Raw genomic sequence first — 23,347 nt, forward strand, 5'->3', positions numbered from 1 at the left:
GTCATCGCGGCCATCGCTGCTCCAGCTTTTCGGAGACGATCGGGGGCGAGATGAACTGCAGCTCGCGCGTCGCCGCGCAAACGGCGACCTGCACCGTGAAGCCCTTCGTCAAGCGTTCGCCGGAGGCGACATCGACGATCTCGTACCCGATCTTGATGCGGTTCTCGAATTCGAGCAGCTCGGTGCGCACATCGAGCGTCTGCCCATAGACAGCCGGCCGCACATACTTCAGATGCGCCTCGACGATCGGCCAAAGGTAGCCCGATGCCTGCATCGCAGGGTAGTCGTAATCGAATGCGCGCAGCAGCGCCGCACGGCCGATCTCGAAGTACTTCAGATAGTGCCCATGCCAGCAGACGTTCATCGCGTCGACGTCATGAAACGGCACTTCGACGCGCGCCCTGGCCGTCAGCGGTAAGCGTGCCCGATCCATTCAGCGCACCGTCTCGTCGTATGCGCCGGGCGCGCAGGCACCGACGAGCGCACCGTCCGCGATGCATTGCGTGAGCGCGCGCAAGTCCCGTTCGAGCGGGCGGTCTTCGCCGACGAACGGCGAGAGCGCGCCGACTTGATCGACGAACGCCGCCAGCGGCGTGGTCAGCGAAGCCGCGGGCGTGACCGACAATCGCAGCCGCGCGGCTTGCACCGCGGCAAGCGTATGCGCCGCCGCGACCTGCTCCGTCAGCTCGAGCACGCGCAGACAATCCCGAGCCGCGATCGTGCCCATGCTGACCTTGTCTTGGTTATGCGCTTCCGTCGAACGCGAAAACACGCTGGCCGGCATCGTCAGCTTCAGCGCTTCGGCCGTCCAAGCCGACGAAGAGATCTGCACCGCCTTGAATCCATGGCAAATCGGCGCGCGCGCCACGCTCGCGCCCGACAAGTTGCGCGGCAGGCCGTTGTTGAATTTGTCGTCGACGATGAGGGCGAACTGGCGATCCATCAAATCCGCGAGATTGGCGACCGCCGTCTTCAGCGCATCCATCGCGAAAGCGATGTGGCCTCCGTAGAAGTTGCCGCCGTGCAAAACGCGCTCGCCGTCCACGTCGACGAGCGGATTGTCGTTCGCGCTGTTCAGTTCGTTCTCGATGTCGCGGCGCACCCACGAGAGCGCATCTTGCGCGACACCGATGACGTGCGGCGCGCAGCGGATCGAGTAGCGGTCCTGCAACCGTTGTCCGGCCGTATCCTCGCGCCCGGCGAGATCGTCGCGAATCCAGGCGGCGGCCTGCGCCTGACCCGCATGCGGCTTGACCTCGAAGATGGTCGCATCGAAATGCGCGGCGCGGCCGTCGAGCGCGACCGTGCACAGCGCCGTCAAACGCGCGGCCAGCCGCGTCAGTTGCGCCGCGCGAACGAACGCGAGACAGGCGAGGCCCGTCATCACGGCCGTCCCGTTCATCAATGCAAGGCCTTCTTTCGGCGCGAGCCGCAGCGGTTCGCGGCCAAGCTCGTTCCAGACCGCGGCGGCCTCGAGCACACGGCCGTCGAATGCGACCTCGCGCTCACCGACGAGTGCCGCGGCGACATACGATAGCGGCGTCAGGTCGCCGCTCGCCCCGACCGATCCCTCGGCGGGAATGCGCGGCAAGACATCGAAGTTGATGAGATCGGCCAACCGTTCGAGCAGCACCACGCGCACGCCCGAATATCCGTAGGCGAGCGAGTTCAGGCGCGCGGCGATGACGGCGCGGGTCTCGGCCGGATCGAGCAGGCGGCCCATGCCGCAGCCGTGATAGCGGGTCAATTGCAGCGGCAGTGCTTCGACGAGTTCCGGCGGCACGCTCACCACGCAGGCATCGCCGTAGCCCGTATTGACGCCGTACACCGTCGCGCCCGCATCCAGCCGAGCGCGCAGAAAGGCCGCCCCGCGCTCGATGTGGTCGCGCCAAGCCGTGTCGTCGTTAAGGGTGACGCCGGCCCGCGCGCAGGCGATCGCGACGACGTCCTCGATCGCGAGCTTGCGGCCGCCGACCCGAACCGTTGCACCCGCACAGGACATTTCGGACGCGGTGCGACGCGCGATCAAATCATCTTCGGCCATTGCCCTCTCCACGCTGACTCTGACTCTGGCGCGCCCAGAAATCGAAAAAGTTGAACCATTGGTACGGTGCCTTCCGGCAGTAGTATTCGAGGCGCGCCGCGTAGCGGCGGGCATGATCCGCAAGGTGCACGGCCCGCTCGCGCCGAGGCAGCGCGATGCGCTCGGCGAACGGCTCGAAGTAGACCCGGTGAACGCCGCGCTCTTTCAAGCAAAAGAACAAGTAGACAGGACAGCCGAGCGCGTGCGCGAGCACGTACGGCCCTTGGGCGAACGGTGCGGCGCGGCCGAGAAACGGCACGTCGACGACGCGCCCGGCTTCGTGCGCCGGCACGCGATCGCCGACGATCACGAGCATCTCGCCCGCGTCGATGCGCTGCTGCATCAACACCGCCGTCTCGGGGCCGAAATCGGTGACCTCGACCATACGGCTTGCGAAATCTCGATGAGCGCCTGAAAGCACACTGGTGAAGCGCCGCGCGTGCTCGGTATAGACGACGGCCGTCACCTTGGCGCGCGAGCCGCGCACCGCCAGCGCCCGCGTCATTTCCAGATTGCCCAGGTGCGCGCCGATGACGAGCGCCCCCTTCCCACTCGCGACGAGCGCTTCGAAGGCGGACGGATCGTCGAAGGCGATCCGCGCACGGTCGATCCGTCCCGTCCAGGCGGCAAGCTTGTCGAGGCCTGCGTCGGCGAAAGCGAACATCTGCCGGTAGGCCGAGCGCCAGCCGGGCGTCGGCGTGGTTTGCGCGGGCGACGCCTCGCGCAAACGCTCGAAATAGCGCAGCGATTCGAGCCGTGCCGCGCGCCCGGTGAGCACGAAATAGGCAACGATCGGATGGAGCCAAAGGCGAGTCGCCCGCATGCCGAACAACCGGCAGCTGAGCGCGAGCAAGCGCATGCCGGTCCGGCTGCCGCGCTCGGCAATGCGCCACCAGCCGCGACGTTCGTTCGAATGCGAATCCCCTTCCCCTTTCGCGTCCCCTTTCGGTTTCGGTGTCGGGGCCGGTTTCGATTCCCCCTTGCGCGGCAGCACTTTGCGCGCAAGGAGCAGCGGCAGACGCGCGAGCATGCCCACGACGAGGCGCGTGTGGCTCTTGCTGATGCGCACGTTATCGCGCACCACGTCGAAATGAGAAAGCCCGCCCGGCGCGTACGTCACGCGCGTGGCGATCGTCACGAAGCGCAGGGCCCGCCACGACAAGCGCACGAGGATTTCGATATCGAAGTCCATCCGCGTCGGCAGTGCGACAGAGTCGATCAGGGCACACGCCGCGTCGAGCGGATAGAGCCGAAAGCCGCACATCGAATCGGGAATCGCGAACGACAGCGTTTCGATCCACACCCAGATGTGCGTCAGATAGCGGCCGTACAACCGCGCCTTCGGCACGCTGTCGTCGTAGACGGGCCGTCCGAGCACGAGCGCATCCGGTGCCGCGCGAGCCGCGTCGAGAAAGCGAGGCACGTCGGCCGCATCGTGCTGGCCATCCGCGTCGATCTGCAGCGCGTGCGTGAAACCGGCCTCGTGCGCGGCCTTCAACCCGTCCATGACGGCGGCACCCTTGCCGCCGTTGACGGGACGCCTGAGCAGCGACACGCTCGGCGACCAGCGTTCGGCCAGCTCGGCGAGCACCGCTTTCGTGGCATCGTTGCTGCCGTCGTCGACGACGAAGATAGGCAACCCGTGCGGCATCAGGCGCTCGAGCGTCGTGCCGATTTCGTCCTTGTGGTTGTAGATCGGGATGACGATCGCCGCTCGCACGGTCATGCCGCCCCCCGATAGGCAACGATGCCCGACGCGCTGTCGCGCTCGCCGAACCGGAACGCGAACCGCATTTTGCGGCGCACCGCATCGTGCGCCAGCGTCAAGTGCAGGATGGCGCCCGGCGGAACGGGCGCCATGAACTTGAGCCGCTCCACCGCGAGCATCGAGCGCACCTCGGGCCAATGTTCGGCGCCGAGCTGCACGGCCCAATCGATCTGAACGACCCCGGGCAAAATCGGCAAGCCCGGAAAATGCCCGTCGAAGTGCACGAGCGACGGCGGGACCCGCAGTTCGTAGTGCTGCGCGTCTTCGTGCGCGAACTGCGCGAGCACCTCCATCCCTTGCGGGTGAACATCGAACGCCGCGGCGATGGCCGCGGACGGCAATTTGCCGCGCGCGTCGAACGGCAGCGCGGCGCAAAACCGCCAGCGGCGCGGCAGCACGACGGCTTCGACATAGTCGGCCAAGTGCCTGCGCAGCCGCTTCGCCAGCGCGACCCGCCCCTCGCCGAGCAACGCCGCGCTGCCTTCGCGCGTGAGCGCGATCAGCACGCCGAGGCGCTCTCGCACCGCGCCGGGCAGCACGACGGCGGCAGCCTGCGCCACGTACGGGTGGCGCGCGAGGTGCGCTTCGATCTCGGGCAGCGATACGCGCTTGCCGTCGAGCTTCACGATGCGATCGAGACGGCCCTTGAGCCGGAACCGGCCGTCCTCGTCGAACGCGACCGCATCGTCGGTCCGATACCAATCGTCGTGTCCGAGGTGAGGCGAACGCACGACGAGCGCGCCATCCTCGTCGCATTTGAGTTCGACGCCGGGCACGCCTTGCCACGCGTCCGACACGTCGCGCCGGCGCCAAGCGATGCCGCCCGTTTCGGTGCTGCCGTAGATTTCCACGGGCGCGGCACCGAAGCGGCGCGCGTAAGTGTCGGCCGTCTGCTCCGAGAGCGGCCCGCCCGACGAAAAATAAACGGAAGGTGCGGGCGCGAGCGTATCGAAGCCCGGCAGCTCGGTCCAACGATCCAATTGCGACGGACTCGATACGACAGCCGCGCGGCCGACCCGTTCGAGCCTGGCTTGCAGCTGCAGTGGATCCATGCAGCTCGCGCGATCGAATGGACGCCCCGCCGCCAGCGGCCAGAAGATGCGAAACAGCAAACCGTAAATGTGCCGATGCGGCACGCTGGCGAGCATCGGCGTCTGCCCGAGCAGCGCACCCCACTGCGTCTCGAGCGTGCGCACCTCGGCGTCGAACTGCGCGAGCGTCTTGCGTACGGCCTTAGGCACACCGCTGCTGCCGGACGTATAAAGCGTGAGCGGTGCGTCCGCGTCGATGCGGCCGCCAGGCATGACGGGCATCTCGCACGCGTCGACCAACGGCAACTCGGCGGCGGTCAGCAAAACGTCGTAGCACGGGCCGAGCATCGCCAAATACGCGGGCGCCGACATCGACGGAACGATCGGCTCCTTGCCGCAAGCGAGGACGGCAAACAGCGCGCAGGCGAACTCGAACGGATCGTCGAGACAAACGGCGACGCGCAGTCCCGGTTTGCCCCCGAGCCAGCTCGCATAGGTCGACACGCGAACCTTGAAGGCATCGAAGCCGAGGACGGTATCCTCATCGAGGCAAACCGGCGTCGCATCCTCGCGCGATGCCCACGGCAGTTCGCGCAGCGCAACGAACGAGGCATTCAACGCGTTTTCTCCCGCAAAACGAACGCATGACGCCAAGCGATTTCCGCCGCGATCAACACGCCGATCAATAGATAAGTGACCGCACCGTTATAAAGTGCCCAGAAGGCGCGCGATCCCCAGATCATGCTCGCCGTGGACGCGCACACGTTCAGCGAAAAGAACGCGCACCACGCCTGCGTGACGCGGCGCGTATAGCGCACCGTGCGCTCATCCAGATTAGGACGGCGCATGCGCGCGAATCGCTCGATCATCGACGGGCCGCCGTTGCATAGCGTCGCGCCGAACGCGACGAGCATCGCGATGTTGACGACGATCGGGTAGGCACGCAGCAAGGCCTCGCTGTCCGTCACGGCGATCGCCGCCGACAGGCCGCTCATGGCCAGCGCGGCAGCCCACTCCAGCCGGGTCAATTTGGCCAGCAGCGCGGCCATGCTGCCGGCGCCGACCCAGCGTTGCAGCCAAAGCAGCACGAGCAGCGCGAGCCCGATGAAGCGCGGCGAACCGAAGCGCCAAAACGCGAGTATCACTACCGGATACGCGATCTTGAGCGCGACGTTCGCGCAAGCACGCGCGCGCCGGCATGACGCCGCGCGCGCCTCCGGCGCCGCACGTGTCGAGGCTGCCTGCATCGAATCAGGCCGCCAGCAGCGATTCGACGGCGGCGATGACGTCGCCGACCGTGCGCACCGTTTTGAACTCTTCGGGCTTGATGCGGCGCCCCGTCATCTCCTGGAGCTTGATGGCCAGATCGACGGCGTCGATGCTGTCGAGATCGAGTTCTTCGAACAGGTGCGCTTCAGGCGTGACACGCTCCGGCGCGATAGCGAAGTTCTCGCTGAAGATGGCGCGGATGCGCTCGAGGATTTCGGTATCGGTCACGGTTCACTCCCCTTCCGTTGCAGTATCGCGATCGGCATGCGCCGATGTCCGTTGGCTGTGCACGAACGCGGCAAGCGTGCTGATCGAGCGAAAGTGCTCGCGCGTGCGCTCGTCGTTGGCGGCAATCGTCAATGCATAGTGCTTGTGCAACATGATGCCGACCTCGAGCGCGTCGATCGAATCGAGGCCGACGCCGTCCGTATCGAAGAGCGGTGCATCGTCGTCGATATCCTCGGGGCGCAAATCTTCGAGGTCGAGCGCCTCGATCAAAAACCGCTTAATTTCGAGTTTTAAAGAATCCATACGCAAACAAATGCTCAGTAATGTGTGCTTGAACGGCTTGTGCGACGGCGCGCGCAGCAGCGGCTTGCGGCGTATCGACAGCAATGAATCGGTCGAGCGCGAGCGGCGCGAGCGCGGCGATGCGCATGCGGAACGGCCGTGACGGTACGTGATACCAGCGCATGCGCTTCGTGAAGGCGGGCGGATCGCAATCGATCAGGACCGGCCGGATCGGAATGCCCGCACGCAGCGCCATATGCGCGAACCCGCGCGAAAACGGATGGAGACGATCGCCGCCGGGACTGCGCGTCCCTTCCGGAAAGACGATCATCGTGTAGCCGGCGGCGAGCTGACGCGCGCCGGACTCGATCAGCTCGGACGGATCGGCGTTGCTGACGTATTGCGCGGCGCGCACGATGCCCCAGAAGCACGGATTGCCCCAGTGCGCGTTCTTGACGACGCAGCAGGCGCGCGGGACGAGTGCGAGCAGCACCATCACGTCGAGGTAGGTGGGATGGTTCGCGACGATAATCGCCGGCCCGCGCGCATACAGCGCCGCGGCCCCGCTCACGTCGAGCCGCATCACGCCGATCGCCTGAAGTGCCGCGACGAGCGCGCGGAAGAACAAGTGAATGACCGTCGCGACGACGCGCTGGCTCGACGCGCGATGCGGCCAGAGCCATGCGAACGGAAACACGAGCACGGAAAACAGCAGCCCGCAAATACCAAAGACGGCAAACGCCGCGCCGGTGGCAACGAGACGCCATGTTCTGCCGATCCGCGCCATCGCCCGCTCGCTCATACGGCACCGCCCGCCTGCAACGACCACTGCCAGCGGCGGCCGAGTCCTTGCCAAAGCACGGCGGCGCGCGAGGTCAATCCATGCATCAGCGCTTCACCCTGCGTCGGGAACGCCGACGGCAGCGCGCCCTCCACTTCCTCGACTTCCTCCGATGCGCAGCCCGCCGCGCATTCGAGCCGGTCGATCGCGCCATGCTCGAGCAAGATGGCCAGCGCACCGGCGGGCATGTCGTGATCGACGGCACCGTAGCGCGCGTCCACCGGTTCGTCGGCGTAAATCACGAGGACGGGGGTTTGCGGATCGGCGCTATATAGCGCATGCGCTTCGAGCAATGCATAGCCGAGCGTTTCCGCGCCGGCCGAAACCGCCGTGGCGGGCGATCGATCGCGCCGGGCAATGCTGTAGACGCCCGTCATCGCATTGAGAACGGACAGACTGAAAGCCGTGGGGGAAATGAGTTGCCCGGCGACGATGTCGTCGAGGATGCCGGTCGTACGGCGCAATTCGCCGTGGCGCGAGGCGAATACGAGACGCACCGGGCCGAGGCCGGCCGCGCAATCGTTCGCCACCTTCAGCGCCATCTTGGACAACGAACTCAACCGGCGCCGCACGAGCGGGTCGATGAAGCCGATATCGGGAGCGGCCGTTGCACCGGCCGGCCAACAGGACCACCGGGCAACTGGAAGGGTCCAGTGCAGGTCGAGCATTTCGTTGTTCGTTGTCGAATCAAAACCACCGGTTGCCCGGTGCAAAGATGCGAACGACGAAAGCCCTTACGGCACCCCCGCGTACCACACCCCGGTTTGGTCAATGTTCTTTTTTGTCGTTATCCGGGCATAACAAGAACGGCTCCGCGCAATACGCGAAACCTTTCAGTTATTTTTCAATTCTATTTCAGACGCCTCGGAATCCTTCGGGCGGAATATTACTGAAAATTGGCCATTAAAAACAGTAGTTAACGTCGACGTAGCATTCGCGCGACGCTCGGATACCGTATTCATCGAACGCTCCGGCTTTGCCGTGTATGCCGCGGAGCGCATCGTCGATTTTGGGGCGTTCCTCGCACCGAAATCGCATTGCAAAAGGGTCGAGCTATGCTAGAATCCGGCCCTCATTGGGGAGTAGCCGCCCCGCTGTATCCGCTGCACAGGACGAAAGACGATCGCATGACCGATCGCTCTTCCGGATCCGCGGCGCGCATGCATCGCGGGGGCGTCCGTCAACATACTTGGCTCGCACGCGAGCTATGGCGGACGCAGCCTTTGGCCTGGCGAGACCGATGATCCCCGTGCACGCCGCTTTCAGGGCCCGGCAGCGCGGAGGATCGTCGCTCGCTCACATCTTGGCCCGAGGAAGATCATCACATGGAACAAGCCTTTCTGATTTCGACCGGGGCCGTCGCGCTCGCCGAAATCGGCGACAAGACTCAGTTGCTGTCGCTCGTCCTGGCCGCGCGTTATCGCAAGCCGGTGCCGATCATGCTCGGCGTACTCGTAGCCACGCTCGCGAATCATGCGTGCGCGGGTGCGATCGGCGCTTGGCTCGGCGCATTGATCACCCCCGGCATCATGCGCTGGGCGCTCGGGGTTTCGTTCGTCGTCATGGGATTGTGGATACTCGTGCCGGACAAGCTCGATCCGGACGAAGCGAACGTCAGCCGCAGCCATCTCGGCGTGTTCGGCACGACGATCGTGACATTCTTCCTCGCGGAGATGGGCGACAAGACGCAAATCGCCACCGTCGCCCTCGCCGCGCGCTTTCATGACTTTTTCGGTGTCGTCGCGGGCACCACGCTCGGCATGATGCTCGCCAACGTGCCGGCCATCTTGCTTGGCGAGCGCTTCGCTCACAAGCTGCCGACGAAGGCCGTGCATGCGCTCGCCGCGGTGTTGTTCGTCGTGCTCGGCGCGCTGGCATTCATTCGCGGCGGCGTCTGACGGCGGTCCGTCGGCTCTGCCCGCCGGCCGCAACTGCCCCGGCGAGCGCGGCCGGCTATTCGGTGGCTACTGCAGCGGCGACAGCGGCGGCTACTGACTCGGCACCGCGCTAGCGCCCAACGCCGCGGCCGGCCCGCCGGTGCCAGGCGGTGCGGCCGGCACCTCGTTCGACGGTGCCGCGCCGCCCTTCTCGTAGCGGATCCGCACCGTGCGCACGGTACCGTTGCCGAGCGGGAAATCGGCCAGCGCGCTGCGCACGAGATACGGCATCGCGCGCACGAGCGACGAGTTTTCGTCGGTATTGCGCGCCGTGACGTTATAGACCTCCTTGCCCGACGAACGCTCGGTGATGCGAATCCCGAGCGTGTGCGTGAAGACGGGATAGCTCTGCGTCACGTAATCGGGCGGAAGCGGCCCGAACGCGCCCCACGGACCGATCGGCCGCCAGAAGGGGCCGGGCCACGGATTCCCGTAGAAAACGGGTTGCGTGACCGTGACGGTGTCGCCGCGAACCGAGTAGCTCAAGCCGACAAGGTAGTGCGCACTGCCGCTCGGGACTTGCCGGAACGCGTAGGTATCCAGTTCGTTCGCGACGAGTTGCTCGTAAGTCGTCTGCTCGATGCTGTTTTGTTGCGGGCCGGTTCGAGCGAAGGCGTAGGTACGCGTCGCATCGCTGCCGCTCCAATTCGAGAAAGCCGTCACCTGCGTCGACACGTAAGTCGTGCAGCCCGACAGCAGCACCGTCGTTGCCGTGATCGCCGGCACGACGGCCCTCCAAACTCGCTCCCACTTCATGTTGTCCTCGTCTTTCGTGAATGGCCCGCGCCGGTCCCGCGCGAGCAACGCGATGATACCGCCGACCGAGTCCCACTTCCAAAGGCGCGCCTCCTTTCGACAGACAGGCCCGTGCCTTTGTACAATGGACGACTAGACTCGCGGCGGGCCCTTACCGGGGCACGCGAGCCAAAACCGGTTCTTTCATCCATCCGCCATGTCCGATACCGTCAATCCCGCTGTGATCCGCCGGGCCGATTACGCTGCGCCCGCTTTCCTCATCGACTCCGTCGCTCTCGAATTCGATCTCGTGCCGGAACGCACGATCGTCAAGAGCACGATGCGCGTCCGCCGCAATCCCGATGCCGGGGCGGCCCATGGCGCGCCCGGCGCGCGTCTCGAGCTGATGGGCGAGGCCCTCGAATTCATCGGTGCGGCGATCGACGGCAAAGCGTTGCCCGAAGGCGCCGTGCGCGCGCACGAGCACGGCCTGACGATCGAGCACGCGCCCGACGCGTTCACGCTGACGATCGAGAGCGCCTGCGATGCCGGCGCGAACACGACGCTGTCCGGCCTGTACGTATCGAGCGGCAACTTCTTCACGCAGTGCGAAGCCGAAGGCTTTCGCCGAATCACCTACTTCCTCGATCGTCCCGATGTCATGGCGACCTACACGGTCACCCTGCGCGCCGACAAAGCGGCCTACCCGGTCCTGCTCTCGAACGGCAATCTGATCGAAGAAGGCGAGTTGCCCGACGGCCGCCACTTCGCGAAATGGGAAGACCCGTTCAAGAAGCCGAGCTATCTGTTCGCGCTCGTCGCCGGCAAGCTCGTCTCGATCGACGAGCGCATCCGCTCGGGCTCGGGCAAGGAAAAGCTGCTGCAAGTGTGGGTCGAGCCGCACGACCTGGACAAGACGCGGCATGCGATGGATTCGCTGATTCACTCGATTCGCTGGGACGAAGAACGTTTCGGCCTCGAACTCGATCTCGACCGCTTCATGATCGTCGCCGTCAGCGATTTCAACATGGGGGCGATGGAGAACAAAGGCCTGAACATCTTCAACACGAAGTACGTCCTGGCGAATCAAGAGACGGCCACCGATACCGACTTCGGCAACATCGAGGCCGTGGTCGGCCACGAGTACTTCCACAACTGGACGGGCAACCGCGTCACGTGCCGCGATTGGTTCCAGCTGAGCCTGAAGGAAGGGCTGACGGTATTCCGCGATCAGGAGTTTTCGGCCGACATGCAAGGCGGCGCCACCGACGAAGCGGCGCGCGCGGTCAAGCGGATCGAAGACGTCCGCGTGCTGCGCCAAATGCAGTTCGCCGAGGACGCGGGCCCGATGGCGCACCCGGTGCGGCCCGAGAGCTTCGTGGAGATCAACAACTTCTACACGATGACCGTCTATGAGAAAGGCGCGGAAGTCGTGCGGATGTATCAGACGCTGTTCGGCCGCGAGGGCTTCCGCCGCGGCATGGATCTGTACTTCAAGCGCCACGATGGGCAAGCGGTCACCTGCGACGACTTCCGCCATGCGATGGCCGACGCGAACGGCCGCGACTTGGCGCAGTTCGAGCGTTGGTACAGCCAAGCGGGTACGCCGCGCATCTCCGTGCGCACGGCTTACGATGCAGTGGCCCAGCGCTACAGCGTGACGCTCGCGCAAGGCTACGGCGATGCGTCGAACGCCGCGCGCGAAACGCAGAAGGGCCCGCTCCTGATCCCGTTCGCGATCGGCCTGATCGGCCGCGACGGCAAGGACATCGCGCTGCGCCTCGAAGGCGAAGCCGAAGCAAAGGGCACGACGCGCGTGATCGAGCTGACCGAGCAAGAGCAGACGTTCACGTTCGTCGACGTGAAAGAAGCGCCGCTGCCCTCGCTGCTGCGCAACTTCTCCGCGCCCGTCATCGTCGAGTACGACTATACGAACGACGAACTCGCGTTCCTGCTCGCGCACGACAGCGATCCGTTCAACCGCTGGGAAGCGGGCCAGCGGCTGGCCACGCGCGAATTGCTGGCGCTGGCCGCGCGCGCGCAAGCGGGCGAGCCGCTCGCGCTCGACGATTCGACCGTCGCCGCGTTCAGCCGTGTGCTGACCGATGAAACGCTCTCGCCGGCATTCCGCGACCTCGCGATGATGCTGCCGTCGGAATCGTATCTGGCCGAGCAAATGGCCGAAGCGGATCCGGCCGCCGTGCATGCCGCGCGTCAGTTCGCGCGCAAGCGCCTCGCGAACGCGCTCAAGCGCGACTGGCTCTCGATCTACGAAAGCCACGCCACGCCCGGCGCGTACGAGCCGAGCCCGGAGGCCGCGGGTCACCGCGCCTTGAAGAATCTCGCGCTCGCTTACCTCGCCGAGGCCGACGATCCGGCCGATGCGATCCGTCTTGCGAACGCGCAATACGACAACGCGAACAACATGACCGATCGCGCCGCGGCGCTGGCCGCGCTGCTTGCGGCCTCGGCCTCGGCCGGCACCGATGCGGCCGAACGTGCGCTGGAGGATTTCTATCGCCGCTTCGAGCAAGAACCGCTCGTCATCGATAAATGGTTCGCGCTGCAAGCCACGCAGCGAGGCAGCGCGCAGCGTCCGGTCATCGACATCGTCCGCAAGCTCATGGCGCACCCCGCGTTCACGCTGCGCAATCCGAACCGCGCGCGCTCGCTGATCTTCAGCTTCTGCGCGGCGAACCCGTCGCAGTTCCATTCGGCCGACGGCTCGGGCTACGCGTTCTGGGCCGAGCAGGTCGTCGCACTCGATGCGCTCAATCCGCAGGTGGCCGCGCGGCTCGCGCGCTCGCTCGAACTTTGGCGCCGGTATACGCCGGCGCTGCGCGAGAAGATGCGTGAAGCGCTGGAGCGCGTGGCTGGACAGGTCAAGTCGCGCGACGTGCGTGAGATCGTCGAAAAAGCGTTGGCGTAAAACGCAGGAACGGCGCGCTGCCCGAGCGGAAAAGATGCGGCAAGGGCGGCGCATACATCAGGAGAACGGCGCTTTGGCGCCGTTCTTTTTTTGTGCACGCGGCTTGCTACGTGCAGCCCGCAAACGGCGACCAGCGTACGGATGCTTACAAAAACACGGGGCCTTGCCACGGCCCGCGGGTAAAATCGTCGCATTCCCATGGCTTTCGGAGCACCGCAATGTCTTTGCAACGTCGCACTACCCTGGCTAAGTATCTGATCGAGCAGCAGCGAGAGAACCATAATCTGCCGGCCGACTTGCGCCTGTTGATCGAAGTCGTCGCGCGCGCTTGCAAGCTGATCAGCTATCACGTGAGCAAAGGTGCGCTCGGCGAAGCGCTCGGCACCGCAGGCACCGAGAACGTTCAAGGCGAAGTGCAGAAGAAGCTCGACGTCCTGTCGAACGAAATCCTGCTCGACGCCAACGAGTGGGGCGGCAGCCTTGCCGCGATGGCGTCGGAAGAAATGGAAACGCTGTTCCCGATCCCGTCGAACTATCCGCGCGGCGAGTATCTGCTCGTGTTCGATCCGCTCGACGGCTCCTCGAACATCGACGTCAACGTCTCGATCGGCACGATCTTCTCGGTGCTGCGCTGCCCGGACGGACAAGACGCGACCGAGCAATCGTTTCTGCAGCCGGGCCGGCAGCAAGTGGCGGCCGGCTACGCGGTGTACGGTCCGCAGACGGTGCTCGTCCTGACGACGGGCAACGGCGTGAACTGCTTCACGCTCGATCGCGAGCTGGGCTCGTGGGTGCTCACGCACAACAACCTGCAGATCCCGGCCGATACGCGCGAGTACGCAATCAACGGTTCGAACGAGCGTCATTGGTACGAGCCGGTGCAGCGTTACGTGGGCGAGTTGCTCGCGGGCACGACCGGGCCGCGCCAGGCCGATTTCAATACGCGCTGGGTGGCGTCGATGGTGGCCGATGTGCACCGCATCTTGAACCGCGGCGGCATCTTCATGTATCCGGCCGATAAACGCACGCCGGACAAGCCGGGCAAGCTGCGGCTGATGTACGAGGCGAACCCGATGGCGTTCATCGTCGAGCAAGCGGGCGGCGCGGCCACGAACGGCGCCGAACGCATCCTCGATATCCAACCGAAGAGCCTGCACGAGCGCGTGGCGGTGTTCCTCGGTTCGAAGAACGAGGTCGACCGGGTGACGAGCTATCACCGCGAAGAAAAAAAATGATCAAAGGGGCTTGCGCGCCTCCGAAAACTGTCGCTATAATCGCGTTTCTCTGATGTTGATGCCGGAATAGCTCAGACGGTAGAGCAGCGCATTCGTAATGCGAAGGTCGGGGGTTCGATTCCTCTTTCCGGCACCACAAAGATTCAAGCAAAAAGCCCAGCCCTCGTGACTGGGCTTTTTGTTTTTGGGCGTCCGCGCGTCCGAGTACTCATCGTGAATGAATTTCGAATCTTCTCGGTTGCGCTAATGCCCAGATCAGCGCAACGCACCAGCCAATGAGCGTCCATCCGAATAGCAGATTGGTGGCAAGGATCGCATCGCGCGCGCGGTGTTGGCGACACCGGGCAATGATCGTTGGCGCGAAGAAGGCATAGCAAGCGAGCACGACCTCGATAGCGCCAAGCAAGAGAATACCGACGAGTTTCGGATCGATAATTGACATGGCGCTTCCCCGTAAGCGAATGCCCGCCACGCTATCCATGGAGTATGCGCGGCTTGTTCATGACGTCGCGCAGTGGACCGTAATTTCCGTGCGAAGCCGCTGCGCGCCATGTGAACATTAGCCAATCCGGGGGAGGGATTTCTATGCGCTAACGCACAAGGCGAACCGCGAAATACAGCTGTCATCGTCGCCCACCGCTCCTCCCCACCCGGCACTTCTCCCTCAAAAAATCCACGAACACCCTGAGCTTCAACGGCACCTGCGCGCGGCTCGGCATATAGAGCGAAAACCCGTCGAACGTCAGCGACCAATCTTCAAGCACGCGCACGAGCCGCCCATCGTTCAATTGCGGGCGAACATAATCCTCGATGACATGCAGCAGCCCGACGCCCTGCTCCGCCGCATTCACCATCGTGCGCAAATCGTTGGTAACGAACGTCCCGCCCGTCTGAACCTCGAACGCACGCTGCGCCTTGCCGGGCTCGGCGAATTCCCAGCGATATATCCCGCGACTCGTCGAAAACCGATAACGCAGGCAATCGTGCTGTATCAGATCACTAGGCGTCGACGGCTTCGGATACCGCTCGAAGTACGTGGGTGAACCCGCCACAACGAGCCGTAACGGCCCCGACAACGGAACGGCCACCATGTCGCGCGCGAGCCGCTCCCCTAACCGGATACCCGCATCGAACCCTTCCCCAATGAGATCGCTGAGCCCTTCGTCGAGCGACATCTCGAGCACGACGCGCGGATAGCGACGCGTGAACTCGGCCAGGTGCGGCATGACAAGCAACTCACTAGCGATACGCGGAAGGTTGATCCGCAACGTCCCGCTCGCCTCGGCCCGTGTCTCGTCCAGCGCCTCGCAAGCCTCATCGATCATGGCCAGCGCCGGACGCACACGCTCCAAAAACTGCGCGCCCGCTTCCGTCAGCGCAACCCGGCGCGTGGTCCGATTGAACAACCGCACATTCAACTGCGCTTCGAGCGAGCGAACCGATTGCGACAGCGCCGACGCCGACACGCCGCCCTCCGCGGCCGCGCGCGTAAAGCTCCCATGCCGGGCCACGCTCGCAAAAGCAACGAGCGCGGGCAATTGCGCCGGGTCCATAAGCGTCTCCTTTATTAAGCATGACTTCACAATTCATGTAGTCGACCGCTATTTTTCCACAAGATAAATGCGAGCACGATAGACCCATCGATACCACCGACCGACAACAAGGAGCGCTGACATGACGATGAACCGCTATACCCTGCTGGGCCGCTCGGGCCTGCGCGTTTCGCCGATCTCGCTGGGCACGATGACGTTCGGCGACGAATGGGGCTGGGGTGCCGACGAAGCGACGGCACAACGCTTGTTCGATCTGTACGTGGACGAAGGCGGCAACTTCATCGACACGGCCGATCTCTACACGGAAGGCACGAGCGAGCGCTTCATCGGCAAGTTCGTGGCCGCCCGCGGCCTGCGCGACCAGCTCGTGATCGCGACGAAGTACAGCTACAACGCGCAGGCAGGCAACCCGAACGCGGGTGGAAACCATCGCAAGAACTTGATGCGGGCGCTCGACGGCTCGCTCAAGCGCCTGAACACGGACTACATCGATCTCTACTATCTTCACACCTGGGATCGCATGACGCCCGTCGACGAAGTCATGCGTGCGATGGACGACGCCGTGCGCGCGGGCAAGATTCGTTATGTGGGGCTGTCCGACACGCCGGCTTGGTTCGCCGCGCGGGCTCAGACCCTGGCCCAGTGGCGCGGCTTCGAACCCGTTGCCGCGATGCAGCTCGAGTACTCGATGATCGAGCGCAACGCCGAACTCGAGTTCGCCGACTTGGCGGTCGAACTCGGAATGGGGCTCGTGCCGTGGAGCCCGCTCGGGATGGGTGTGCTTTCCGGCAAATACAAGCCGTCACAAGGCGGCGCGACAAGCGGCGGCCGGCTCGATACGGTGCTCGCGCAAAATCCGGGCGCGAAGCCACCGCCGGGATTCGACAAGCTGACCGAGCGCAATTTCCGCATCGTCGCCGAACTCGAAGCCGTCGCGCGCGAAGCGGATCGGCCGATGGCCCAAGTCGCGCTGAACTGGCTCCATCGCAAACGCGGCGTCTCGAGCATCATCGTCGGCGCGACGAAGCCGGAGCAACTGCGCGACTCGCTCGCATCGCTCGAGTTCGAACTCGACCCGGCACTCGCGGCCCGCCTCGATGCCGTTTCCGAACCCGGGCGGCCATTCCCCTACTACATGTTCGAGGACGGCCACCAAGCGCGCATCCACGGGCAGGTCGACGTCAGCAGCAAGAGCGCCGCGTACGATCGCCCCGTTCACGTACCGGCCCCACGGACATAACTTCCGGATAGCGGGGGGGCGACGACGAAACGAGCGGGCGCAGCGCTCACGCTTCTGAATCGAGCGGCCGCGCCCGATGTACGACGACCAGCGACCTCAGGTGCGCGCTGAACGTACGTTCAAATACGGACATTGGGAGAAAAGCACCACAAGCTTGCGCGAGATGCGAACCGATGCGTGTACCTGAGTATCCGTTGATTTTGGTCAAAGAATCTTGGGGCTGTCTTCAAAGCACGAGTGGCTGTGCCGTTAATGCAACAAAGCGTTAAAAAAAGATTCGGCGCTGGCACTTCGCAGGAACCGCGTCGGATAATTGTCACGTGCCAGGAGATAAATCATGGAAGCCAAGCCCACCAAAATTCCGACCCCCGACAAAGTATCCAGCCCGGATCCGGAACCGGTAGGCGTCGAATTTTTGGCGACCGAACTGCCCGAACACGTACGCGCGTTTTTCGACGAGCAGCGCAAGCTGTGCGAACAGAAGTGAACGCTGCGGCGGTTGCGGGCCTCGTCGCTCGCATCGAATGACACCTCGCGTGCGCCGCTCGGCGCTGCCGGCTGTCGCCCTGTGCCTCGCCCTGTCGCTGGCGAGCGTGGGCGCGCGCGCGGATGGCGACGAGACGGCGATGACCAACCTCGTTGCACTCGTCTCCCAGCGCCTGGCATTGGCACTGCCCGTCGCTCAATGGAAATGGGCGAACCATCGCCCGATCACGGACGCGCCGCGCGAAGCGCAATTGCTGGCCGACGTCGCACATCGCGCACAAGCGGCGGATGTCGACCCGGCCTACGCACATGCCTTCTTCCAAGATCAAATGGAAGCGAGCAAGCAAATACAAACCGCATTATTTGAGCGCTGGCGCACATCAGCACCGCCATCGGGTGCGATCCCCGATCTGGCCACCAGCACCCGGCCCCAACTCGATCGCGTCACTCACGCGCTGATCAGGGCGCTCGCGCGCGTGCAGCCGTCGCGCGATGCCGACGATTGTCCGGCTCGGCTCGCGCAAAGCGTCGCTAATTGGAAAGCGCTGACGCGTTACGGGGCGATCGACGCGCAAGCGCTGAACACGGCCCTCGCGCATGTCTGCAAGGCGGGCGGCGTCGGCGGCGAAGGCTAGAGCGCTAGCCGGCGCTACAGCGCTGCTGCAGCGCTGAACGCATCACCCCGACCTCACAGGCTCGCCCCAACCGCCTCCCCCGCCACCGCTTCCAACGGCATCACGCGCAGCCCGCGCGCGAGGTGGGTCTGCAAAATCCGAAACGTCGACGGTTCGAACACCGGCTCCCCCCGCTCGGCCACGAGCGCGCGCGCGGCCTCGAGCGTCGGCGCGGCGCCCAGGTAGCACCAGCGGTCGACGACGTGAAAAACGCGCCCGAGCGCCCCATCCTCGCCGCACTCGTCGAACACGATCGCCGTTTGGAACGGCCATGGCGAGCCCAGCGACTCCGTCCGGCCGACGCGCGGCTGCCGGTTATGCACCGGGCGCAGCGTACCGATCCATTGCGCTTCCGTCAGCATCGCGCCGATTTCGCCGCCCGTCGCGCGCCATTGCACGCGGCGCACTTGCTCGGCGATCCGCGTTTCACGCGCCGACCGCCGCTCGCCCGTCAGATGCGCGCGCACGCGCTGCCGCAGGCGCACGCTGCGCCCGACGTAGAGCGGGACGTCCGACGCGTCGAAGAACGCGTAGACGCCGTGCCCGGCTGGCGCCGAGTCGATCACGTCCTCGGTAATATCGCCCGCGATGCGATAGCGCCGCACGGTGCGGTCGATCTGCCCGCGCAGAACGTCGGGGGCCCAGGCGCCGTGCAACCGCTGCCAGAACTGCCAAAGCAAATCGGCGTCGGCTAGGGCGCGATGGCGCGCCAGCGGCTCGAGCGCGTGGCGTTGGATCAGCGCGTCGAGCCCGTGCCGCTTCTCGTGCGGCCAGAGCGCGCGCGAAAGTTTGACCGTGCAAAGGACATCGGGATTGAAGGCGAAATCGGCCCGGTGAAACTCGCCGCGCAAAAAGCCGCGGTCGAAACTGGCGTTGTGGGCAATAAAAAGATGGCCGTCGAGCCGTTCGAACAGATCGGACGCCAGCGACGCGAACGTCGGCGCATCACGCACCATGGCGTCGGTGATACCCGTCAACGACTGAATGAAAGGGGGAATGGCCTGCCCGGGATTGACCAGTGTGCTCCAGCGCGAGACACCGCCCGGCCCTACCTGCACGACGCCTATTTCGGTAATGCGATGTTCCGCGACCGAGCCACCCGTGGTTTCGAGATCGACGAATGCGATGGGGGTGTCGATCAGCGGGGTCGGAAACGATGAATCTGACATGAATAAGGGCGCTCGGGTGCTTCGATTGACGAAGTATGCACCACCCGAGCGCCCTTGTAAGGATGCGTGCCGCGCCGTCGAGCGCCCTAACGAAGGCGGCTGGGCGCGGCCTGCCGGAACAACGTGTTACAGCGGGCGGATGTTCGCCGCTTGCTTGCCCTTCGGGCCCGTCTTCACATCGAACTGAACGCGTTGATTTTCTTTCAGAGACTTGAAGCCATCAGCTTGAATCTCGGAGAAGTGCGCAAACACGTCTTCGTTGCCCTTGTCGGTCGTGATGAAGCCAAAGCCTTTAGCATCGTTGAACCATTTGACGACACCGGTTTCCATAGTACTAATTCCCTCGAAATTTAATAGACGGGCAGCGCCCTCCGCCGTAAGCCCAGCCTCGGAAAAACGACACCTCGGTCTCTCTCCCGCGGCGCCGCTCACTGGGTGATTCCGGCGCTGCTTTTATAAATGCTCAGATCAGCGGTCGTCAAGGAATTTTTCATTAAATGGCGCCTCCACTCGGAGGGCATGCACAACGCACTAAAAAATCGTGCCGGGAAAGTCACTATTACCTGTGAAGCGCAGATAAGAATCGGAAAACAGGAAAAAACTGCGCTGTTTGCAACAAGATATTTCTACGGTAAGTATTTTTCCGGGTTGCCTGGGCAGAACCGCCGTCTCATCATCAGATAGACGATTTGGTTGGAGACGGTCATGCACGCAACCCCCATCAAGCGCTTCGTCTCCTGGCTCATCCGCATGCTTCGCCCCACGGCGGCATCGATTGGTCCGACGAATAGCGCGACAGCCTCGGTTCTCGAGTTCGATCCCTTCTGGCACGGCGATCATTGGCAAAATCTATTGGCTTCGCCGATGGATGCACGCCATTACGTCATGGAAGATTGGGCCCTCCCGCTGGAGGACGACGAAGTCGACTACCGGCACGGATCGGACAAGCAAGGTGGACGGCGCCGCATGCGCGGTTAAGCCGCAAAAAAGATTCGCCACTAAAAGATGCACGAGTAACGCACAAAATTAGGCGCAAAAAAAACGCGGCTGGAAGGCCGCGTTGACAAAGGTTTGGAGACGTCTTTTCCTTGATGAAAAAGTCTGCTTGGGCAAGCAGAACCGGCAGTATAGCGTCCGGCATATGGCCGATTATTACTATAGGGCGCAAACCTCTTTTTCAAAATCGTCAATAATTAGTCACAAAGACGACCAACGCCGATATTCATTCGAAATCACGTGTCGTAAACACAACGTCACACGTTATCCGTATTTGATCAGCCCCCTTTAAAATCCTCAGACAGCCTTACCCAGCAAGGCTTTGACGGATTTTTCAGCCCATTTCCGATCGCTCAATACTTTATTGCGCTTTTCGAAAGTCGATCGCGAAGGAGCCGCTATTTACACTCAACCCAGTTCGGAAAAACGGACCCTGTTGCTGTGGTTTCCCGCATCGCCGTGCGGACGGTCCAGTGCGGCAGTGAATGCGCTGCGGCCGGCGCCTCGGGCGACAGCCAAGAAAACTTCCTGATACTGATACTGATACTGGAGTGAAAGATGAAGAAGACGCTTCTAGTCGGCGCTCTCGCAGGCGCGTTCGCGACGATGGCGCACGCTCAGAGCAGCGTGACGCTGTATGGTCTCATCGACGCCGGCATCACCTATACGAATAACCAGCACGGCAGCCACAACTTTCAAGAGACGACAGGCTCGGTCAACGGCAGCCGTTGGGGCTTGCGCGGGTCCGAGGACCTCGGTGGCGGCCTGAAGGCCATCTTCACGTTGGAAAACGGGTTCGGCATCAACGACGGCACGCTGAAGCAAAGCGGCCGCGAATTCGGCCGCCAAGCCTTCGTCGGCTTGAGCAGCGACCAATTCGGTACCGTCACGCTCGGCCGTCAATATGACGACGTCGTTCAATACCTCGGGCCGCTGTCGCTGACGGGCACGCAGTACGGCGGCACCTACTTCGCGCATCCGTTCGACAACGACAACCTCGACAACTCGTTCCGGATCAACAACTCGGTTCACTTCCAGAGCGCGAACTACGGCGGCTTCAAGATGGGCGCGTTGTACGGGTTCTCCAACACGGCGGGCCAGTTCTCGAACAACCGGGCGTTCAGCGTCGGCGCGTCGTATACGTACATGGGGTTCAATGTCGCCGCGGCCTACTTGCAGCTCGACAACGATCTGAACGCGCTCAATCAAGCCGCGAGCGGCCCTGGCGCCGTGACCGGCGACGCCACCTTCGTCGCAAGCCGTCAGCGCACTTGGGGCGCGGGCCTGAACTACACGTTCGGCCCGGCAACGGCGGGCTTCGTCTTCACGCAGACGCACCTGAACGATGCGACGGGCGTCAACGCATCGAACGCCGGCACGACGGGCACGCTCGCCCTGCCGGGCGGCACGGCTCGCTTCAACAACTTCGAACTGAACGGGCGCTACGCTCTGACGCCGGCGGTCAGCCTGGCCGGCGCCTATACGTACACCGATGGCGCGATAGGCGGCACGAGTCCGAAGTGGAATCAGTTCAGCCTGCAAGCGGACTACGCTTTGTCCAAGCGCACGGACGTCTACGTCGAAGGCGAGTACCAGTTGGCGGTCAACAAAGGCTTGCCGCTCACGGCCGACATCAACGGCTTGGCCGCGTCGTCGAACAACAAGCAAGTGGCTGCAACGGTCGGCCTGCGCCACCGCTTCTAAGCTCGAGCGGCCGGAATCCGGCCCAACGCTTCAATGCATGACGAAGGCGCCGCACTCGCGGCGCCTTTTTTTCGTCTCGGCGAATTCGGCGAAAAACCAACGCATCGAACCGTCAGAGGGCCCCCCTCACGCGCACGAGCACCAACCACAAGGCCCGCGAATCAGCCGCCCGTTGGATACCGCACCTCGAGCACGTCGATCTGCTCCGGCCCGGCTGGCGTATGCAGCGTGACGGTATCGCCGATGCGCGCCTTGAGCAGCGCACGCGCGACCGGCGAGATCCAGCTCACGTGTCCTTGATCGAGATCGACCTCGTCGACGCCGACGATCGTGACCGTATGGGTTTCGCCGTCTTCGGTGGCGTATTCGATCGTCGCGCCGAAGAACACCTGGTCGACGTTCTCCTGCCTGCTGGCATCGACCACTTCGGCCAAATCGAGCCGTTTGGTCAAGAAGCGGATGCGCCGATCGATCTCGCGTAAGCGGCGCTTTCCGTAGATGTAATCGCCGTTCTCCGACCGATCGCCGTTCGAAGCCGCCCAGGACACGAGCTTGACGACGTCGGGACGCGCCTCGTCGATCAGATGGAGGAGTTCGTCCCGCATGCGCTTATGGCCCGCGGGCGTCATGTAGTTCTTGGTGCCGGCCGGAATTTCCGGCTGGACTACGTCGAGATCGTCGTCGTCGCCGTCGCTCGACTCTTTGACAAATGCTTTGTTCATGGTACGAATCACTGCGGGGAATCAATGTTCAAGCGTACACGATCAGGCCCGCTATAAGAAAGATTGAAGAAACCCGCCCCGATGTCTTCCCTTTTCTCGGAAGTTTGCTATAATTTCGCTTCTGCGTGCGGCTGTAGCTCAGTTGGATAGAGTACTTGGCTACGAACCAAGGGGTCGTGGGTTCGAATCCTGCCAGCCGCGCCACTCTTTTCAAGAGCCTTCTTCACGGAAGGCTCTTTTGTTTCACCGAAGTCCGGTTTGAAGTTTTAGCGTGCGGCTGTAGCTCAGTTGGATAGAGTACTTGGCTACGAACCAAGGGGTCGTGGGTTCGAATCCTGCCAGCCGCGCCACCTATGAAGGGCCTTCCATTCGGAAGGCCCTTTGTTTTTTCCGGCGCCCCTTTTTCCGTATCGATCGCTTTGCGCGCATCGATCGGGCCCGCCGCCGCCCGGCGCCCCCCCCGCT

The 23,347-nt window shown here is 63.8% G+C and carries 23 protein-coding genes, 3 tRNA genes and 1 riboswitch; of the genes, 11 read left to right on the forward strand and 15 right to left on the reverse strand.

Features of this window, described 5'->3' with window-relative positions:
- Nucleotide 1: 1 nt before the first annotated feature.
- From DWV00_RS27495 to DWV00_RS27535, 9 genes are read right to left on the reverse strand one after another with little or no spacing between them, the layout of a single operon-like run.
- On the reverse strand, nucleotides 2–433 hold the full coding sequence (locus tag DWV00_RS27495; protein ID WP_115536782.1) for an acyl-CoA thioesterase: 432 nt from the start codon (nucleotides 431–433) through the stop codon (nucleotides 2–4).
- Complete coding sequence (locus DWV00_RS27500) at nucleotides 434–2,044, reverse strand: HAL/PAL/TAL family ammonia-lyase (protein WP_115536783.1); 1,611 nt, start codon at nucleotides 2,042–2,044, stop codon at nucleotides 434–436.
- Nucleotides 2,031–3,809 carry a glycosyltransferase family 2 protein gene (locus tag DWV00_RS27505; RefSeq protein ID WP_115536784.1) on the reverse strand — a complete coding sequence of 593 codons (1,779 nt, stop codon included), beginning with the start codon at nucleotides 3,807–3,809 and terminating at the stop codon, nucleotides 2,031–2,033. The genes DWV00_RS27500 and DWV00_RS27505 overlap by 14 nt, the downstream gene beginning before the upstream one ends.
- The gene (locus DWV00_RS27510; RefSeq protein WP_115536785.1) at nucleotides 3,806–5,500 is read right to left on the reverse strand and encodes an ApeI family dehydratase; all 1,695 of its coding nucleotides are present in this window, start codon (nucleotides 5,498–5,500) and stop codon (nucleotides 3,806–3,808) included. The genes DWV00_RS27505 and DWV00_RS27510 overlap by 4 nt, the downstream gene beginning before the upstream one ends.
- Nucleotides 5,497–6,129 (reverse strand): COG4648 family protein, encoded by a 633-nt coding sequence (locus DWV00_RS27515; RefSeq protein ID WP_115536786.1) that lies wholly within the window; start codon nucleotides 6,127–6,129, stop codon nucleotides 5,497–5,499. The genes DWV00_RS27510 and DWV00_RS27515 overlap by 4 nt, the downstream gene beginning before the upstream one ends.
- A 4-nt stretch (nucleotides 6,130–6,133) precedes the next feature.
- A complete protein-coding gene (locus DWV00_RS27520; RefSeq protein ID WP_115536787.1) occupies nucleotides 6,134–6,379 on the reverse strand; it encodes an acyl carrier protein in 246 nt (81 codons plus the stop codon).
- A 3-nt stretch (nucleotides 6,380–6,382) separates the two neighbouring features.
- Nucleotides 6,383–6,682, reverse strand: a complete 300-nt coding sequence (locus tag DWV00_RS27525) for a phosphopantetheine-binding protein (RefSeq protein WP_115536788.1) — start codon at nucleotides 6,680–6,682, stop codon at nucleotides 6,383–6,385.
- Nucleotides 6,657–7,463 (reverse strand): lysophospholipid acyltransferase family protein, encoded by an 807-nt coding sequence (locus DWV00_RS27530; protein ID WP_245965061.1) that lies wholly within the window; start codon nucleotides 7,461–7,463, stop codon nucleotides 6,657–6,659. The genes DWV00_RS27525 and DWV00_RS27530 overlap by 26 nt, the downstream gene beginning before the upstream one ends.
- The gene (locus DWV00_RS27535) at nucleotides 7,460–8,170 is read right to left on the reverse strand and encodes a beta-ketoacyl synthase chain length factor (protein ID WP_115536790.1); all 711 of its coding nucleotides are present in this window, start codon (nucleotides 8,168–8,170) and stop codon (nucleotides 7,460–7,462) included. Before DWV00_RS27535 ends, DWV00_RS27530 begins: the two co-directional genes overlap by 4 nt.
- A gap of 397 nt (nucleotides 8,171–8,567) precedes the next feature.
- Nucleotides 8,568–8,821: riboswitch (yybP-ykoY riboswitch) on the forward strand.
- Nucleotides 8,822–8,827: 6 nt separating this feature from the next.
- On the opposite strand from DWV00_RS27535, the gene DWV00_RS27540 reads away from it, so the two are divergent.
- Entirely contained in the window at nucleotides 8,828–9,400 is a 573-nt protein-coding gene (locus DWV00_RS27540) for a TMEM165/GDT1 family protein (RefSeq protein WP_115536791.1), read from the forward strand.
- 90 nt (nucleotides 9,401–9,490) lie between these two features.
- Here the strand turns inward: DWV00_RS27540 and DWV00_RS27545 are convergent, their stop codons facing one another.
- A complete protein-coding gene (locus tag DWV00_RS27545; RefSeq protein ID WP_115536863.1) occupies nucleotides 9,491–10,195 on the reverse strand; it encodes a DUF4136 domain-containing protein in 705 nt (234 codons plus the stop codon).
- Nucleotides 10,196–10,391: 196 nt separating this feature from the next.
- On the opposite strand from DWV00_RS27545, the gene pepN reads away from it, so the two are divergent.
- The 3 genes from pepN (at nucleotide 10,392) to DWV00_RS27560 (ending at nucleotide 14,474) form a co-directional block, all read left to right on the forward strand.
- A complete protein-coding gene (gene pepN / locus DWV00_RS27550) occupies nucleotides 10,392–13,103 on the forward strand; it encodes an aminopeptidase N (protein ID WP_115536792.1) in 2,712 nt (903 codons plus the stop codon).
- A gap of 218 nt (nucleotides 13,104–13,321) precedes the next feature.
- The gene (locus DWV00_RS27555) at nucleotides 13,322–14,338 is read left to right on the forward strand and encodes a class 1 fructose-bisphosphatase (protein ID WP_115536793.1); all 1,017 of its coding nucleotides are present in this window, start codon (nucleotides 13,322–13,324) and stop codon (nucleotides 14,336–14,338) included.
- A 60-nt stretch (nucleotides 14,339–14,398) separates the two neighbouring features.
- Nucleotides 14,399–14,474, forward strand: a tRNA-Thr gene (locus DWV00_RS27560).
- A 72-nt stretch (nucleotides 14,475–14,546) separates the two neighbouring features.
- On the opposite strand, the gene DWV00_RS27565 is transcribed toward DWV00_RS27560, so the two are convergent.
- Nucleotides 14,547–14,780 (reverse strand): superinfection immunity protein, encoded by a 234-nt coding sequence (locus DWV00_RS27565; protein ID WP_115536794.1) that lies wholly within the window; start codon nucleotides 14,778–14,780, stop codon nucleotides 14,547–14,549.
- A gap of 181 nt (nucleotides 14,781–14,961) precedes the next feature.
- Nucleotides 14,962–15,891, reverse strand: a complete 930-nt coding sequence (locus DWV00_RS27570) for a LysR family transcriptional regulator (protein ID WP_115536795.1) — start codon at nucleotides 15,889–15,891, stop codon at nucleotides 14,962–14,964.
- Nucleotides 15,892–16,012: 121 nt separating this feature from the next.
- Here DWV00_RS27570 and DWV00_RS27575 point away from each other — a divergent pair, with 121 nt between their 5' ends.
- The 3 genes from DWV00_RS27575 to DWV00_RS27580 all read left to right on the forward strand — a co-directional run bounded on the left by DWV00_RS27575 (nucleotide 16,013) and on the right by DWV00_RS27580 (nucleotide 18,252).
- Nucleotides 16,013–17,131 (forward strand): aldo/keto reductase, encoded by a 1,119-nt coding sequence (locus DWV00_RS27575; RefSeq protein WP_115536796.1) that lies wholly within the window; start codon nucleotides 16,013–16,015, stop codon nucleotides 17,129–17,131.
- Nucleotides 17,132–17,468: 337 nt separating this feature from the next.
- Nucleotides 17,469–17,618, forward strand: a complete 150-nt coding sequence (locus tag DWV00_RS34195) for a hypothetical protein (protein WP_181885602.1) — start codon at nucleotides 17,469–17,471, stop codon at nucleotides 17,616–17,618.
- A 37-nt stretch (nucleotides 17,619–17,655) separates the two neighbouring features.
- Nucleotides 17,656–18,252: a chorismate mutase gene (locus tag DWV00_RS27580; RefSeq protein WP_115536797.1), complete on the forward strand. Its 597-nt coding sequence runs from the start codon at nucleotides 17,656–17,658 to the stop codon at nucleotides 18,250–18,252.
- A gap of 53 nt (nucleotides 18,253–18,305) precedes the next feature.
- Here DWV00_RS27580 and DWV00_RS27585 read toward each other — a convergent pair whose 3' ends face one another.
- Complete coding sequence (locus tag DWV00_RS27585) at nucleotides 18,306–19,460, reverse strand: exonuclease domain-containing protein (RefSeq protein WP_115536798.1); 1,155 nt, start codon at nucleotides 19,458–19,460, stop codon at nucleotides 18,306–18,308.
- A 126-nt stretch (nucleotides 19,461–19,586) separates the two neighbouring features.
- A complete protein-coding gene (locus DWV00_RS27590; protein ID WP_115536799.1) occupies nucleotides 19,587–19,790 on the reverse strand; it encodes a cold-shock protein in 204 nt (67 codons plus the stop codon).
- Nucleotides 19,791–20,165: 375 nt separating this feature from the next.
- On the opposite strand from DWV00_RS27590, the gene DWV00_RS27595 reads away from it, so the two are divergent.
- Together DWV00_RS27595 and DWV00_RS27600 are read left to right on the forward strand one after the other, a co-directional pair.
- Complete coding sequence (locus tag DWV00_RS27595) at nucleotides 20,166–20,438, forward strand: hypothetical protein (protein ID WP_115536800.1); 273 nt, start codon at nucleotides 20,166–20,168, stop codon at nucleotides 20,436–20,438.
- 576 nt (nucleotides 20,439–21,014) lie between these two features.
- On the forward strand, nucleotides 21,015–22,160 hold the full coding sequence (locus DWV00_RS27600) for a porin (protein ID WP_115536801.1): 1,146 nt from the start codon (nucleotides 21,015–21,017) through the stop codon (nucleotides 22,158–22,160).
- A 161-nt stretch (nucleotides 22,161–22,321) separates the two neighbouring features.
- Here DWV00_RS27600 and greB read toward each other — a convergent pair whose 3' ends face one another.
- The gene (greB, locus tag DWV00_RS27605) at nucleotides 22,322–22,882 is read right to left on the reverse strand and encodes a transcription elongation factor GreB (protein ID WP_115536802.1); all 561 of its coding nucleotides are present in this window, start codon (nucleotides 22,880–22,882) and stop codon (nucleotides 22,322–22,324) included.
- A gap of 127 nt (nucleotides 22,883–23,009) precedes the next feature.
- On the opposite strand from greB, the gene DWV00_RS27610 reads away from it, so the two are divergent.
- Together DWV00_RS27610 and DWV00_RS27615 are read left to right on the forward strand one after the other, a co-directional pair.
- Nucleotides 23,010–23,086 (forward strand) — tRNA-Arg (locus DWV00_RS27610).
- 69 nt (nucleotides 23,087–23,155) lie between these two features.
- Nucleotides 23,156–23,232: transfer RNA gene (locus DWV00_RS27615), tRNA-Arg, on the forward strand.
- The last annotated feature ends 115 nt before the right edge of the window (nucleotides 23,233–23,347 follow it).

Origin of the sequence: Trinickia dinghuensis, assembly GCF_003367175.1 — a bacterium.
Classification (GTDB): Bacteria; Pseudomonadota; Gammaproteobacteria; order Burkholderiales; family Burkholderiaceae; genus Trinickia; species Trinickia dinghuensis.